Raw genomic sequence first — 15,045 nt, 5'->3', positions numbered from 1 at the left:
AGTAGATGTTCTCGCCGCCGCGGATCAGCATGTCCTTGGCCCGGTCGATGATGAACAGGAAGCCTTCGTCGTCGATCCGCGCCAGGTCGCCGGTGCGCAGCCAGCCGTCCTGGAAGGTCTCGGCCGTGGCCTCCGGCTTGTTCCAGTAGAGCTTCACAACCTGGGGCCCCTTGACCCACAGCTCGCCCACCGAGCCCGCCGGCAGCACCGTCTTGCCATCGGCGGGGTCGCGGACCTGCATTTCGCCCACCGGCGCGGCCGGGCCGGCGCTGTCGGGGCGGTTCAGGTAGTCCATGCCCATGTGGCTGGTGAAGGTGGCGGTGGTCTCCGTCATGCCCCAGCCGTTGCCGGGCTGCGAGCCTGGGAACACCTCGGCGATCTTGCGCACCAGCTCGGGCGCCGAGGGCGCCCCGCCATAGGTCACCGCCAGCAGCGACGACAGGTCGTACTTCGCCCGCGCCGGGTGCTCGATCAGCTGCCAGGCGATGGTCGGCACGCCGCCGGTCGAGCTGACCTTCTCCCGCTCGATCAGCTTCATGGCCGGCTCGGCGTCCCAGCGGCGCATCAGCACGATCTTGCCGCCCGAGTTCAGCGTCGGGCCCAGGGTCGCCGACAGGCCGGTGGCGTGGAACATCGGCACCACCAGCAGGGTCACCCGCTGCGGCAGCTTGGTGGCGTCCAGTTCGGGCAGCGGCTCGCCGGCCCGCAGGAAGTTGCGCGCCGCCGAGATGCCACCCGCGCCGATATTGGACGTCATGTTCCGGTGCGTGCCCAGCGCGCCCTTGGGGCGGCCGGTGGTCCCGGAGGTGTAGAGGATGGTGGCGTCGTCCTCGGGGCCGAGCGGCACGTCCGGCAGGGGCAGCTCGGCCAGTTCGCCCCAGGCGTTGACGACGCCGATGACGTCCCCCAGCCGCTGGGTTTTCGGCGGCAAGCCATCGGCCACGTGGCGGGTCACATAGACCTTCTGAAGGTCCGGCAGCTCGTCCAGGAACTCGGCGATGCGGTCCAGGCGCTCGTCGTCCACGAAGGCGACCTTGGTCCCGGAATCGGCCAGGCCGTACTCCAGCTCCGCGCCGGTCCACCAGGCGTTCAGGGGCGTGACGATGGCGCCCACCAGCTGGCCGGCCCAGAAGCAGACCGCCCATTCCGGCAGGTTGCGCATGATCACGGCGACGCGGTCGCCCTTCTTCACCCCGTCGGCCTGGAGGCGGTGCGCGAGGGTCAGGGTGGCGCGGGCGAAGCTGTCGAAGGTAGCCCGGTCGTCCTCGTAGACCAGGAACTCGCGCTCGGCGAACCGCCGACCGTTCAGGAACACGTCGCGCAGGGTGGGCGGGGCGTTCTTCCAGGTGCGGGTCGGCACGCCCCGGATCACCTTCTCCTCGATTTCGAACGGTGCGCCCGGCGCTGTCAGCTTGGCGTGCGCCTCGGCGATGGACATGACAGGCCAGACGTTGGTCAAAGGTTCACTCCACGGTAGGCGTCATCACGGTCGGGTTCGATCATGTCGAGCTTTGTTCACCTAGGGAAATCAAGGCATTTCGGTTCTGTAGCATCGAACGACCGACCTAGAGCCAGGCCAGGACACGCCTGTGCTGGACAAGTTCTCCGACAGGTCCGCTCTCGGGCGTCGGCGTGTTTACAAGCCACACCACGTCCTCGGCCGCCGCCAGCGGCGACTGCGCCCGGGACATGTCCTCGAACCAGGGGCGGGAGGCGTCGGTGTCCACCAGGCCGGGGCAACAGGCATTGACGACGACACCGCGACCATCGCCGGCCAAGCTTCTGGCGAAGATGCGCATGCTGGCCACCTGGCCGACCTTCGAGGGGACGTTGACCCAGTCGGGCCACCCTTCCATGGCCGCGCGGCCGGTGCGCACGGCCTGGACGTACCCGGTCATCGTCCGATCGATGTCGGCCAGCGTCAGGTCCGGCCCGTCGAACCGGGGATGAAGTCGGGTCGGCAGCTGGCGCAGGACACCGAAGCTGCTGGCCACGACGACGACGTGCGCGCCGGGCCGAAGCAGGGGCTCGAACGCGGTCAGGACGCGGGTTGTCCCGAGGTTGTTGGTGGCGATGAAGTCTTCGACCTGATCGGCCTGGGGCCGGTCGCGACCGATCCGGGCCGCCGCGTTGGAGATCAGGATGTCGACCCCACCGCGACGCTCGTTCAGCGCCTCGGCGCACGCCGCCACGCTTTCCGGCTCGGTCACGTCGAGTTGCAGAAACTCCGGCGTCAGTCCCTTTTCCCGGAGCTGGGCGCAGGCGCCCGCGCCCTTCGCCGGGTCGCGGGCCGTCAGGTACACATGGCCCCCCTCTTCAAGGTCGCGGCAAAGCCGCTCGACGAGCGCCAGACCCAATCCCTGATTGGCGCCGGTGACCACAGCGACGCGGGGCATGGGTCCCGTCTCCCTCGAACCTGAGGGCGCAATTCAAGACCGGCGGCGGGGCCACCGCAACCGAACGGGTGATGCCTTCGGCTGGCGGAAGCGGCGGCGCGGGGATCACGCCCGTTCGGTCCGCCGCGCGGCGTAATGGTCGCGGATCTCAGCCAGCTCCTTGCCGAACCGCTTCCTGGCCTCCTCCTGCAGCTTGGGGATGTGGTAGCTGGGGAAGAGGTCGTTGTCGGGCTGGTAATCCTTGAGGATCTGCTTGGCCAAGGTGACCTTGTGCACCTCGGTGGGGCCGTCGGCGATGCCCATGACCAGGGCCGAGGTGACCATCCGCATGAACGGCATCTCGTTGGAGACGCCCAGCGCGCCATGCAGGTGCGCCGCCTTGGCCGCCACGTCGTGATAGACCTTCGGCATCGCCACCTTGATGGCCGCGATGTCCTTGCGGACCTTCTGGTAGTCCTTGTGCTTGTCGATGAGCCAGGCGGTGCGCAGCACCAGGAGGCGGAAGCTCTCCACGGCGATCCAGGACTCAGCGATCTGGTCCTGCACCATCTGCAGGTCCGAGAGGCGGCCCTCTCGGGTGGTGCGCGAGACGGCGCGCTGGCACATCAGGTCCAGGGCGTGGCGGCAGGCGCCGACGGTGCGCATGGCGTGGTGCACGCGCCCGCCGCCCAGCCGCACCTGGGCGATCACGAACGCCGCGCCGCGGTCGCCCAGCAGGGCGTCATAGGGCAGGCGCACGTTGGTGTAGCGGACATAGGCCTCGTTGCCGCCGCCCACCTCGCCGCCCGCGCCCACGGCCACGTTGCGGACGATCTCGACGCCGGGCGTGTCGGTGGGCACGAGGAAGATCGAGGTGCGCCGGTAGGGGTCCTTCGCGTCTGGATCGGTGATCGCGTAGAGCACCAGGACCTTGGCGTACTTGGCGTTGGTGGAGAACCACTTCTCGCCGTTGATCACCCACTCGTCGCCTTCCAGCACCGCCCGCGTGGTGAAGGTGAGGGGGTCGGAGCCGCCGGTGGGCTCGCTCATGGAGAAGGCCGAGCGGATCTCACCGTTCAGCAGCGGCCAGAGGTACTGTTCCTTCTGCTTGTCGGTGCCGTAGTGGGCGATGATCTCGGCGTTGCCGCTGTCGGGCGCCTGGCAGCCGAAGACGCTGGGCGCCAGGCTGTTGCGGCCCAGCTTCTCGTTCATCAGCGCCAGCTTGAGCTGCCCGAACCCTTGGCCGCCCAGCTCCGGCCCCAGGTGACAGGCCCAGAGCCCCTGGTCCTTCACCTTCTGCTGCAGCGGCTTGATGAACTTCTCGCGGCCCAGGCTGGAGTAGACGGCCATGCCCAGGTGCGAGAGCGGCTCGACTTCCTCGCGCATGAAGTCCTCGATCCAGTCCAGCTTCTTCTGGAACTCAGGATCGGTCTCGAAATCCCAGGCCATAGGGCGCCTTCCGTCACGGCAATTTTTCGTATTATGGGTATGCTAGCCCTGCGGCCGCCCAAGATCAAACCCCGCCGGGTCAGAACGCCCCGCCGCGTCCCTGCCCCGAGGCGAACCGCGTCGCGCCCTCCACCGCGGAGCCGGTGCGGAGCGTCTCCATTCCGACCTTGACCTCGAAGGCCTGGGCCTCGTCCCAGTCGAGCGACCACTGGCTGATCGCCGAGAGGCGATCGTTGCGCATGCAAAGCTGCGGGAAGGCGCTGATCTGGCGGGCGAGGTCCAGGGCGGCGCTCAGGGCCTGACCCTCGGGTACGACGCGGTTCGCCAGGCCCATGGCGAGCGCCTCGTGCGCGTCCACGGGCCGGCCGGTCAGGATGAGGTCCATGGCCCGCGAGTGGCCGATCAGCCGCGGCAGGCGCACCGTGCCCAGGTCGATCAGGGGCACGCCGAACCGGCGGCAGAACACGCCGAAGGTCGAACCCTCCGCCGCCACCCGCAGGTCGGCCCAGCAGGCCACTTCCAGCCCGCCCGCCACCGCCGGCCCCTCCACCGCGGCGATCACGGGCTTGCCCAGCGCCAGGCGCGTGCAGCCCATGGGGCCGAAGTCGCCGGTCTCCTTCACCGGATTGCCGCCGCCGCCGCTGATCGCCTTGAGGTCCGCGCCGGCGCAGAAGAAGCCGCCGCGGCCGGTCAGCACCGCCACGTCCAGGCTCTCGTCGGCGTCGAAGGCCTTGAAGGCGTCGTAGAGCTCGCGCGCCGTGGCGCCGTCCACGGCGTTGCGACGCTCGGGGCGCTCGATGGTGACGACGGCGATGCGGCCGTCCCGTTCGACGCTGACGTTGGCCATGGGCGGTCTCCTTCTCGAGCCGCCATCCTGCGCCCCCGACGTTGGGGGAAGGCAAGCCGTCAGGCGCGCGACAGAAGCCACATCCGCATCTGGCGGCGCGTGCGGTACCCCAGGTGCTCATAGAGCGCGATGGCGCCGGTGTTGTGCCCGTAGACGTGCAGGAACGGCGTCTCGCCGCGCGCCACGATCCGGTCCGCGACGATGCCCATCAGCGCCGCCGCATAGCCTTTCCCGCGGTGATCCGGGTGGGTGCAGACCGCGCTGACCTCGGTCAGGCCCGGCAGCCGCATCCGCTCGCCCGCCATGGCGATGAGGCGCCCGCCGGCCTTGACGCCGACGAAGTCGCCCAGCTGGTGCGTGCGCGAGAAGAACGGTCCGGGCCGGGTGAGGGTGGCCAGCTCCAGCATCTCGGGCGCATCGCCGTCGTCCAGGTCGATGACCTCGAAGTCCGGCGGCGGCAGGGCGCGAAGCTCGCCCGCCACCATCTGGCAGATCCCCGGCTGGGGCGTCATGACCACACCCGGAATGGGCGGATGGTCTTCCGCCTGGATCACCGCCAGCTCGCCGTCGGGCGGGACCATGGCCGCGAGGGCGGCCAGACTGTCGGGCGCCGCGTCGGCGGCCGAGGCGAAGACTCCGTACTCGCCGCGCACGCGCAAGGCGCGGTCCGTACGTTCGGCGACCGCCGCCTGTCGGGTCGTGAATGCATGCCAGATCGGTCGATCGAGAAGCTCGTCCCGTCCCACGGTCATCTCCTTTTCGCCCGCGGAAATAGACCGCCGCCCACCCAAGCGCCACCGTGGCGCCCGCGCTTTTCGGCTACGGCTTGCCGCGGGGCGGGGCACAGAGGCAAATGGCCGAAAGAGGTAGGGAAGCGACGATGAGCAAGGCCGAACGACTGGGGTTCTCGAAGGCGCGCCTGGAGCGGATCGACCGCTTCCTTGAGGAGAAGTACGTCGGCCCCGGCCGCATGCCCCACGCCCAGTTCCTGCTGGCCCGCGGCGGCGAGGTCGTCCACCAGACGGTGCTGGGCATGCAGGATCCCGAGCGCGGGGTGAAGCTCAGCGAAGACACCGTCTATCGCATCTATTCCATGACCAAGCCGGTGACCTCGGTGGCCCTGATGAGCCTGGTCGAGGAAGGCCTGATCGCCCTGGACGATCCGGTCTCGCGGCACATTCCCGAGTGGAAGGACCTGGGCGTTTTCTCAGCGGGGGTGAACCCGGTGTTCGCCACGACCCCGCCCGGGCGGCCTATGCAGGTGGTCGACCTGCTGCGGCACACGTCCGGCCTGACCTACGGCTTTCAGAACCGCACCAACGTCGACGCCGCCTACAGGAAGCTCAAGCTGGAGGCGATGCACGGCGAGCACGACCTCGCGGCGATGATCGACATGCTCGCGCGCCTGCCGCTCGAGTTCTCGCCCGGCGAGGCCTGGAACTATTCGGTCGCCACCGACGTCTGCGGCTATCTGGTGCAGAAAGTGGCCGGCAAGCCGCTGGACCAGGTGCTGGCCGAGCGGATCTTCGAGCCGCTGAAGATGGTCGACACCGGCTTCCACGTCCGCGACGACCAGCGCGGCCGGTTCGCCGCCTGCTACGACGCCGTCCTCGGCGGCAAGATGAAGCTGCAGGACGATCCACAGACGAGCCCCTATCTCGCCCCGCCCAAGCTGCTGTCGGGCGGCGGCGGGCTGGTGGGCACGGCGGCCGACTACCTCCGCTTCGCCAACATGCTGGCGAACCGCGGCGAACTGGACGGCGCGCGGATCCTGGCGCCCAAGACCGTCGACCTGATGGCGTCGAACCACCTGCCGGGAGGCGGCGACCTTACCGATATGTCGCGCTCTCTCTTCTCGGAGAGCACGAACGCGGGCGTCGGCTTCGGCCTGGGGTTCGCTGTGGTGTTCGACCCGCCGCAGACCCTCATCCCCTGCAGCCTGGGCGAGTTCTACTGGGGTGGCGCGGCATCGACCGCGTTCTGGGTCGACCCGATGGAGGACGTCACCGCGGTCTTCATGACCCAGCTGCTGCCCTCGTCGACCTATCCCATCCGCCGCGAACTCAGGACCCTGGTCTACGCGGCGCTGATGGAGACGAACGGCTAGCCTCTGCCCGTTCCGCGGCTTCGGCCAGGACCTCCGCCTCCTCGATCATCGGCTGGCCGAAGCCGGTGTCGGGCTCGTCGGTGACCGGCGGCGTCGTGGGCAGCATGCGCGATGTCCGCCAGCCACCCCAGACGTAGTACGCCCAGGCGAGCAGCAGGGTCGTGAAGCTGCCGATCGGGAAGCTGATCCAGATGGCGTTGGCGCCCAGGTACGGCTCCAGGATGTTGGCGAGCGGCACGCGCACGCCCCACAGCGCGATGATCATCGCCAGCAGGGGCGGCCAGACCGCGCCCGTGGCCCGGACCACCCCGGAGAAGATGAAGGCCAGGCCGAAGGGGATGAAGCCCCAGAGCACGATGGAATTGATGTGCACCGCGATGGGCAGCGACGGGCTGGTTCCCGGCAGGAAGGCGCGCAGCACCCAGGGATCGGCGAAGTAGATCGCCACCACGGGCAGGCCCGTGAACACCAGGGCGTAGAGCACGCCCGACCGCGCCACCTGTTCCACGCGGTCCATCTTGCCGGCGCCGACGTTCTGGGCGGCCATGGACGAGACCGCCGCGCCCAGGGCCATGGCCGGCATCTGCACGTAGGTCCAGAGCTGGCTCGCCGCGCCATAAGCAGCCGAGGTGTGCACGCCGTGCCGGTTGACCAGGCTCATCATGGTGACGGCCGCCAGGCTGGTGACCATCATCTGGAAGCCCATGGGCAAGCCCTTGAGCACCAGCCCGCGGACGATGGAGAGGGCCGGCAGCAGCATGTGGAACTCGCCCGGCCGCAGCACCAGGATGGAGCCCCTGCGGTACAGGTGGACGATCATGGCCACGAGGGTGATCGTCTGGGAGACCAGGGTGGCGTAGGCGGAGCCGGCGATCCCGAGCTGAGGGAACGGGCCGTAGCCGGTGATCAGCAGCGGGTTCAGCACCACGTCCATGCCCACCGCCAGCAGCGAGAAGTAGAACGGCGTGCGGCTGTCGCCCGTGCCGCGCTGGGCCATCATCACGTACGAGAAGAAGTACATGAACGGCATGGCCGAGAAGATCACCCGCAGGTAGGCGATCGCGTCGCGTCGGGCCTCCTCGGGCGTCCCCATCCAGGTCAGGATGTGCGGCGTCAGCAGCGCGCCCAGCAGGCCGACGCTCAGCGACACCGCGATGAAGAAGGCCGTAGAGGTGCCGATCACCTTCTTGGCCGCCGCCATGTCGCGGGCCCCTATGGCGTGGCCGATCATGATGTTCGAGGCCATCGACAGGCCGAACACGGCCCCCAGCATCAGGAACATGATCTGGTTGGCGTTGGAGGTGGCGGTCAGGGCCGCCTCGCCCAGAACGTGGCTGACCCAGATCGCATTGGCCGAGCCGTTCAGCGACTGGAGGATGTTGGTGGCCAGGACCGGCAGGGCGAACAGGATCAGCGTCCGGCCGATGGGACCGGTCGTGAGGTCTGGTATTTTCCGGACCGGCGGACCGCCCGGTCCCCGCGCCGCTGCCGCACCCCCAGCCACAGCCGCCCCCTGAAAACCCACACGCTCCGTACCGCTTCTACGGGGCGCGCCCGGTCGGGTTCAAGCGCGGCCGCCCGCATGGCGCCGCTTGAGGGTCATCGGTTTCGCGTTATGGAAGGCGCATGACCGTCCAGATCCTGCAATTCGGAACCACCGGCCAGCTCGCCACCGAGCTTCTGCGCCAGGCGCCCGCCCACGATGTGGAGCTGACCGCGCTCAGCCGGGTCGACGCAGACCTTTCCGACCCTGCGGCGTGCGCCCGCAAGGTGATGGAGTCGCGGCCGGACCTGGTGATCATCGCCGCCGCCTACACCGCCGTGGACCAGGCCGAGAGCGAGCCGGACCTGGCGCGGGCGGTGAACGCGGGCTCTCCCGGCGCCATCGCCGCGGCGGCGGACGCGATCGGCGCGGCCGTGGTCAACGTCTCCACCGACTACGTGTTCGACGGCGCGGGCGGCGCGCCCTATCCGGAGGACGCCGCCACAAACCCGCTGAACACCTATGGCGCCACCAAGCTGGAGGGCGAGACGGCGGTGGCCGCGGCCTGCCGCCGGTCGCTGAACATCCGCACGTCCTGGGTGGTCTCGCCGCACGGCAAGAACTTCGTGAAGACGATGCTGCGCGTGGCGGCCGCCGGCAATCCGCTGAAGGTGGTGGACGACCAGTCGGGCCGCCCCACCTCCGCCGCGGACCTCGCCGCATTCATCCTGTCCCAGGCCCCGCGGCTGGCCGAGGCCAAGGCCGGGGACCCGGCGTTCGGGACCGTCCACTTCGCCAACTCCGGCGAGGTGACCTGGCGCGACTTCGCGGTCGAGATCTTCGCCCAGGCGCTGGGCGGGCAGGCGCCGGAAGTGGGCGCCCAGAAGACCGCCGATTACAAGACGCCGGCCCAGCGCCCGCTGCGCGCCACCATGGACCTCGGAAAACTCGAGCGCGTGTACGGCGTGAAGCCCCGCCCGTGGCAGGAGGCGCTGGCCGAGGTGGTGGCGGAGATCAGGCCGAACCCCTGACCCACTTCAGCTCGCGCGGGGTGCGGCCGCCAGGGCCGATGGCTCGGTCGGCCCCCTGGCGCGCGCGCCGCTGGAGTTCGGGGCCGCCAGCGCGATGACCGCCAGCACCGCCAACGTCAGCGCGAGCAGGGCAAGGTTCCGCATCCGGTACATGCACGGCCCGTGCCGCAATCTTCCCCCGTGCTCAAGGGGCGGGCGGCTGCGGGGCGCCCATTCTGAGGAGACGCGACGATTCAGCGGCGCTCATGCCTCGGCGAGCCGGCTCTTTGCCCGTCCGTACAGCATGTAGGCCGCGACGCCGATGGCGTTCCAGATGAAGAAGAAGGCGATGGTCTTCGCCGTGAGGCTGGTGAACAGGTAAAGGCACCCCAGCACCGCGGCCGGTCCGATCACCCAGACCAGCGGGGTGCGGAACGGCCGCTCGATGTCGGGCGAGCGGCGGCGCAGCACCATCACCGCGAAGGCCGTGGCGATGAAGGCGGCCAAGGTGCCGGCGTTGGCCAGCGAGGCGATCTCGTCCAGGGGCATGAACCCCGAAATGATCGCCGCGATCACCCCGGTCAGGGTCGTCACCGCCGTAGGCACGCCGCGGGGGCCGACCGCCGCCAGCCGGCGGGGCAGCAGGCCGTCGCGGGCCATGGCGAAGAACACCCGGCTCTGCCCGAACATGAAGACCATGATCACCGTGGGCATCGCCACCACGGCGGCCCCTGCGATGATCGCCGCCGCCCCCGGCTTGCCCAGTTCCTTCAGCACGAAGGCCAGCGGCTCGGGGCTCTTGGAGAACAGGCCGAACGGCACGGCGCCCAGAGCGACGGCCGCCACCACCATGTAGATCAGCGTGCAGACCGCCATCGAACCCACGATGCCGATGGTCAGGTCGCGCTTGGGGTTCTTGGCCTCCTCCGCCGCCGTCGAGATCGCATCGAAGCCGTAGAAGGCGAAGAAGATGATCGCCGCCGCGCCCATCACGCCGAACTTGGTCCCGTCGATGTCGTGGGCGCCGAAGCCGAAGGGCGCGAACGGCTGGAAGTTGGCCGCGTCGAAGGCCGGCAGGGTGAAGGCCACGAAGGCCGCCAGGGCCACGAGCTTCACGCAGACCAGGATGAAGTTGACCGTGGCGCTCTCCCGGGTGCCGACCAGCAGCATGCCGGTCACCACCAGGGCGATGAAGATGGCCGGCAGGTCGACGACGCCGCCGGCGAGCAGGGCTTCCGGCACGCCCCACCCGGCCTGGCGGATCAGGCCGGACGCATAGCCCGACCAGCCCACCGACACGGCGCTGCAGACCAGGGTGTATTCGAGGATCAGGCTCCAGCCGATGACCCAGGCCAGGCCCTCGCCCAGGGTGACGTAGGAATAGGTGTAGGCGCTGCCGGCCTGCGGCGTCAGGCTGGCCATCTCGGCGTAGCACAGCGCCGCGCAGGCGCAGACCGCGCCGGCCACCGCGAACGAGAGGATGACCGCCGGCCCGGCCAGGCCCGCCGCCACGCCGGTCAGGGTGTAGATGCCCGTGCCGATGATGGCGCCGACGCCCAGGGCCATCAGGTGCGGCCAGCCCAGCGTGGGCTTCAGGTGACGCTCGGCGTGCGCCTGTTCGATCGGCTTCCTGCGGGTGATGAAACTCATGGGCGCCCCTCTTGTTGGCCGACATTTGCCCTGAGCCGCGCCGAACTGCCAAGCCTTGCCCCGAAACCCTTGGCGCCGGGGCCGACCTACGCCAGCTTGGCCGCTCTTTGGGGAGAGCGTGTCTCATGCGTCGAGTGATCCTGGCCCTGCTGTTGCTCCTGCTCGCCGGCCCGGCGCTGGCCGACGATGCGGCGATGACGAAACTGGCCGCCGACTACGACGCCTGGCTGCTGTCGGAAGACCCCATCACCGCCGGGCGCCAGGGCGACCGGGCCGCATTGTCGAAGCTGCCCGACGTGACCCCCGCGGCCGACGCCCGCCGCCTGAAGGCGCTGAAGGCCTTCCAGGCCCGGCTCGCCGCCGTGGCCGAGGCCGGCCTGTCCGACAACGCCGCCGCCAGCCGCGGCTACATGGCCTGGGAGCTTGGCAGCCGGATCGGCCAGATCGAACACGATGTGGCGCGGATGCCGGTCTCGTCGGACGGTGGTTTCGAGGACACGCTGAACTATGTGGCCGCCACCACGCCGATGCGATCCGCCGCCGACGCGGAAGCCTGGATCGCCCGCCTGGAGGCCCTGCCCGGCTACTATCGCGACAACATCGAGAACGCCCGCCGCGGCATCCGGACCGGCTTCACCCAGCCGAAGCCCACCGTCGACATCATCCTGGCCCGCGCCAAGGCCGCCGCCGTCGCACCGCTCGACACCGACCCGCTGCTGCGGCCCTTCCGCAAGCTGCCCGACGGCATCCCGGCCGAACAGCAGGCCGCCCTGCGCGCCCGGGCCACGGCCGTGGTCCGCGACCGGATCCGCCCGGCGCAGCGCGACTTCGCCGCCTTCATGGAGCGCGAGTACGCCCCGGCCGCCCGCAAGGGCCTGGGCGTGCGCACCGCGCCCGGCGGCGAGGCCTTCTACCGGTTCGCGGTCAAGGACTTCACGACCACTGGGCTTTCGCCCGACGAGGTCTACGCGCTCGGCGAGAAGGAGGTCGCCCGCATCCGCGCCCAGATGCTGGTGACCATGAAGGAGGCCGGTTTCGACGGCGAGCTGCCCGCCTTCATCGCCATGCTGCGCAAGGACCCCAGATTCTACGCCACGTCGCGCCAGGACCTGCTGGAGAAGGCCTCCGAGATCGCCAAGCGGATCGATGACCAGCTGCCGGGCTGGTACGGGACCCTGCCGCGCCTGACCTACGGTGTGCGGCCCGTGCCGCCCGAGATCGAGGCCGCCTACACCACCGGCCGCTACTTCCAGGGCAGCCCCGAGCAGGGCGTGGCCGGCGGCTACATGGTCAACACCTTCGCCCTCGACCAGCGGCCCCTCTACGAGCTGCCCGCCCTCACCGCCCACGAGGCCGTGCCGGGCCACCACCTGCAGATCGCCCTGGCCCAGGAGCTGAAGGACGTGCCGATGTTCCGGCGCGAGGGCGGCGTCACCGCCTTCGTGGAAGGCTGGGGCCTCTATTCCGAGAAGGTCGCCGGCGAGATGGGCATTTATCGCGACGCCTACGAGCGCTTCGGCCAGCTCAGCTACGAGATGTGGCGCGCCTGCCGCCTAGTGGCCGACACCGGCCTCCACTGGAAGGGCTGGACCCGCCAGCAGGCCGAGGCGTGCTTCCTGGAGAACACGGCGCTCGCCCCGCTGAACATCACTGTCGAGGTCGACCGCTACATCTCCTGGCCCGGCCAAGCCCTGGGCTACAAGATCGGCGAGCTGAAGTTCCTGGAGCTTCGCGCCCGGGCCAAGGCCAAGCTGGGCGAGCGCTTCGACATCCGCCGCTTCCACGACGCGGTCCTGCTGGCCGGTCCCCTGCCGATGGACCTGCTGGAGTCCCGCGTCAACGCCTGGATCGCCGCCGGCGGGCGGTAGGGGAAGACCAGGATCGCCTCGCCGAAACGCATCTGAACAACGATCAGAAATAATGGTGCAACGGGTCGATGCTTCGGTATGATTTGGCGTAACAGACAATTTTAAGGGCCTGGGCGCGGACGGGGCGACACGACCTCCGCCGGATCCATGGGGAGGAGCATTGCGATGACGAATGCGCGTATTTCCGCGTTGGCGACGACGGTCGCGGCCAGCGGCCTGCTGTTCGGCTGCGCGGCCGACGGCCAGGCCCCGAACGCCCTTTCGGCCGGAACGCCCACGTCGGCGGAGGTCGCCAGCTCGGCCACCCCCGCCACGGTCGACAACTTCATGCTCGCCGACACCGAGTACATGGGCCACGAGCTCTACCGCACCGACGCCAAGGCGATCGTGCTCATCAGCCACGCCAACGGGTGCCCGATCGTGCGCAACGTGGCGCCCGCGCTGAAGGCGCTGAAGGCCAAGTACGAAGCCCAGGGCGTGCGGTTCCTGATGGTGAACTCCGCCATCCAGGACAGCATGGAGGCGATCGCCAAGGAAAAGGCCGAGTACGGCTTCGACATCCCGATCCTGAAGGACGCCAACCAGCTGGTGGGCGAGCAGCTGGGCGTGACCCGGACCGCCGAGGTCTTCGTGATCGACCCCAAGACCTGGAAGATCACCTACCGCGGCCCGCTGGACGACCGGCTCGACTACGGGGTCCAGAAGGCGGCGGCGCAGCACACCTGGGCCGCCGACGCCATCGACGCCACCCTCGCCGGCCGCCCGGCCATGGCCGCCAGCAAGCAGAGCGTGGGCTGCCTGATCGACTTCCCGAACCGCAAGGTGGCGACGATCTCCTACGTCAAGGAAGTGGCCCCGATCCTCGAGAAGAAGTGCGCCGCCTGCCACACCGAGGGCGGCATCGGCCCGTTCGCCATGTCGAGCTACGAGATGGTCAAGGGCTTCTCGCCGATGATCCGCGAGGTGCTGCGCACCGACCGGATGCCGCCGTGGAACGTGGACCCTCACGTGGGCAAGTTCGCGGACGACAAGAGCCTGACGCCCGCCGAGATCAAGACGGTGGTCCATTGGGTGGAACAGGGCGCCCCGCGCGACGGCTCGACCGATCCGCTGGCGGTCGCCGCCAAGAAGCGGGTGGTGGCGGAATGGCCGCTGGGCAAGCCGGACCTGATCCTGGAGCTGCCCACCTACAAGATCCCCGCCTCGGGCGTGGTCGACTACCAGCGCCCGATCGTCGTCAACCCGCTGACCGAGGGCAAGTGGGTCAAGGCCTCCACCTATGTGGTCAACCAGCGCCAGGCGGTGCACCACTTCCTGTCGGGCTACCTCAAGGAGGTCCCGGCCGACGGCAAGGGCAACGAGAGCCGCTGGGGCGCCTCCATGGGCGGCTATGCCGTGGGCGCCGAGAGCACCCTGTGGCCCACCAATGTCGGCAGCTACCTGCCGCCCGGCGGCGCCATCGGCTTCCAGGCGCACTACACCCCGTTCGGCAAGGAGGTCACCGACGCCTCGAAGATCGGGCTCTATTTCTACAAGGACGGCGAGAAGCCTGACCTGGTGATGCGCAACTCGGTGGTGGTGGACAACACCATCGTCATCCCGCCAGGGGCCAGCCGCCACAAGGAGACGGCCTACATCGACTTCCCCAAGGATGCGCTGCTGTATTCGGCCTTCCCGCACGCCCACTACCGGGGCTACGCCTCCGATCTCTGGATCCAGTATCCGGACGGCTCGAAGAAGCGGCTGCTGGCCATGCCGCGCTACGACTTCAACTGGCAGCGCGAGTACACCTTCGCCGAGCCGCTGAAGGTTCCGGCCGGCTCGAAGCTGATCGCCAACTACTGGTACGACAACTCCAGGCAAAACCCGGCCAACCCGGACGCGACCAAGGCCATCGTCTGGGGCGACCAGTCCTGGGAGGAGATGTTCTACACGGCGGTCCGCTATCGCTGGCTGGACGAGACCTCGACCAAGCTCACCAACTATGACGAGCTGATGGACCAGACCCGGCTCCTGGGCATGCTGGACGAGAACATCGACGGCACGATCCAGAAGGCGGAGCTCAAGGGCCAGCTCGGCGATCGCCTCGCGCCCTACTTCGCCCAGATCGACCAGAACAAGTCGGGCGGCATCGAGAACGGCGAACTGATGGCCGCGCTGAAGATGATGGGCGGGCGCCGTCGCGAACAGGCCCAGCAGGCGCCGGCCGCCCCGGCGCCCGCCGTCCCGCCCAAGGCCGGCGGCGGCCGCTAACCG

At 69.4% G+C, this 15,045-nt stretch carries 12 protein-coding genes; 4 read left to right on the top strand and 8 right to left on the bottom strand.

What is annotated here, in order from left to right; genetic code table 11:
- From AX721_RS24340 to AX721_RS24320, 5 genes are all read right to left on the bottom strand, one after another.
- Positions 1 to 1,438 (bottom strand): class I adenylate-forming enzyme family protein (locus tag AX721_RS24340; RefSeq protein WP_068878555.1); only part of this gene is annotated, 1,438 nt, incomplete at its 3' end.
- 127 nt (positions 1,439 to 1,565) lie between these two features.
- Entirely contained in the window at positions 1,566 to 2,396 is an 831-nt protein-coding gene (locus AX721_RS24335; protein WP_068878550.1) for an SDR family NAD(P)-dependent oxidoreductase, read from the bottom strand.
- Positions 2,397 to 2,501: 105 nt separating this feature from the next.
- A complete protein-coding gene (locus AX721_RS24330) occupies positions 2,502 to 3,824 on the bottom strand; it encodes an acyl-CoA dehydrogenase family protein (RefSeq protein ID WP_068878549.1) in 1,323 nt (440 codons plus the stop codon).
- Between the two features lie 79 nt (positions 3,825 to 3,903).
- The gene (locus AX721_RS24325; RefSeq protein ID WP_068878548.1) at positions 3,904 to 4,671 is read right to left on the bottom strand and encodes a crotonase/enoyl-CoA hydratase family protein; all 768 of its coding nucleotides are present in this window, start codon (positions 4,669 to 4,671) and stop codon (positions 3,904 to 3,906) included.
- 59 nt (positions 4,672 to 4,730) lie between these two features.
- Positions 4,731 to 5,423: a GNAT family N-acetyltransferase gene (locus AX721_RS24320; protein ID WP_068878547.1), complete on the bottom strand. Its 693-nt coding sequence runs from the start codon at positions 5,421 to 5,423 to the stop codon at positions 4,731 to 4,733.
- A gap of 128 nt (positions 5,424 to 5,551) precedes the next feature.
- Here AX721_RS24320 and AX721_RS24315 point away from each other — a divergent pair, with 128 nt between their 5' ends.
- Positions 5,552 to 6,778, top strand: a complete 1,227-nt coding sequence (locus tag AX721_RS24315) for a serine hydrolase (RefSeq protein WP_068878546.1) — start codon at positions 5,552 to 5,554, stop codon at positions 6,776 to 6,778.
- Here the strand turns inward: AX721_RS24315 and AX721_RS24310 are convergent.
- Positions 6,735 to 8,282 (bottom strand): MATE family efflux transporter, encoded by a 1,548-nt coding sequence (locus AX721_RS24310; protein ID WP_231733198.1) that lies wholly within the window; start codon positions 8,280 to 8,282, stop codon positions 6,735 to 6,737. The genes AX721_RS24315 and AX721_RS24310 overlap by 44 nt on opposite strands.
- A 122-nt stretch (positions 8,283 to 8,404) precedes the next feature.
- Between AX721_RS24310 and rfbD the strand changes: the two genes are divergently transcribed.
- Entirely contained in the window at positions 8,405 to 9,292 is an 888-nt protein-coding gene (gene rfbD / locus AX721_RS24305) for a dTDP-4-dehydrorhamnose reductase (RefSeq protein WP_068878545.1), read from the top strand.
- Between the two features lie 6 nt (positions 9,293 to 9,298).
- On the opposite strand, the gene AX721_RS27620 is transcribed toward rfbD, so the two are convergent.
- Entirely contained in the window at positions 9,299 to 9,436 is a 138-nt protein-coding gene (locus tag AX721_RS27620) for a hypothetical protein (RefSeq protein ID WP_156467357.1), read from the bottom strand.
- 99 nt (positions 9,437 to 9,535) lie between these two features.
- Complete coding sequence (locus AX721_RS24300) at positions 9,536 to 10,921, bottom strand: amino acid permease (protein WP_068878544.1); 1,386 nt, start codon at positions 10,919 to 10,921, stop codon at positions 9,536 to 9,538.
- Between the two features lie 125 nt (positions 10,922 to 11,046).
- Between AX721_RS24300 and AX721_RS24295 the strand changes: the two genes are divergently transcribed.
- Entirely contained in the window at positions 11,047 to 12,789 is a 1,743-nt protein-coding gene (locus AX721_RS24295) for a DUF885 family protein (RefSeq protein WP_068878543.1), read from the top strand.
- 165 nt (positions 12,790 to 12,954) lie between these two features.
- Positions 12,955 to 15,042, top strand: a complete 2,088-nt coding sequence (locus AX721_RS24290) for a redoxin family protein (protein WP_068878542.1) — start codon at positions 12,955 to 12,957, stop codon at positions 15,040 to 15,042.
- Positions 15,043 to 15,045: the final 3 nt, after the last annotated feature.

Origin of the sequence: Phenylobacterium sp. CCH9-H3, from assembly GCF_001557235.1 — a bacterium.
In the GTDB taxonomy this organism is placed as follows: Bacteria; Pseudomonadota; Alphaproteobacteria; order Caulobacterales; family Caulobacteraceae; genus Phenylobacterium.
The sequence above is the reverse complement of the archived record's forward strand: the minus strand, read 5'-3'. Positions and strand labels throughout refer to the sequence as shown.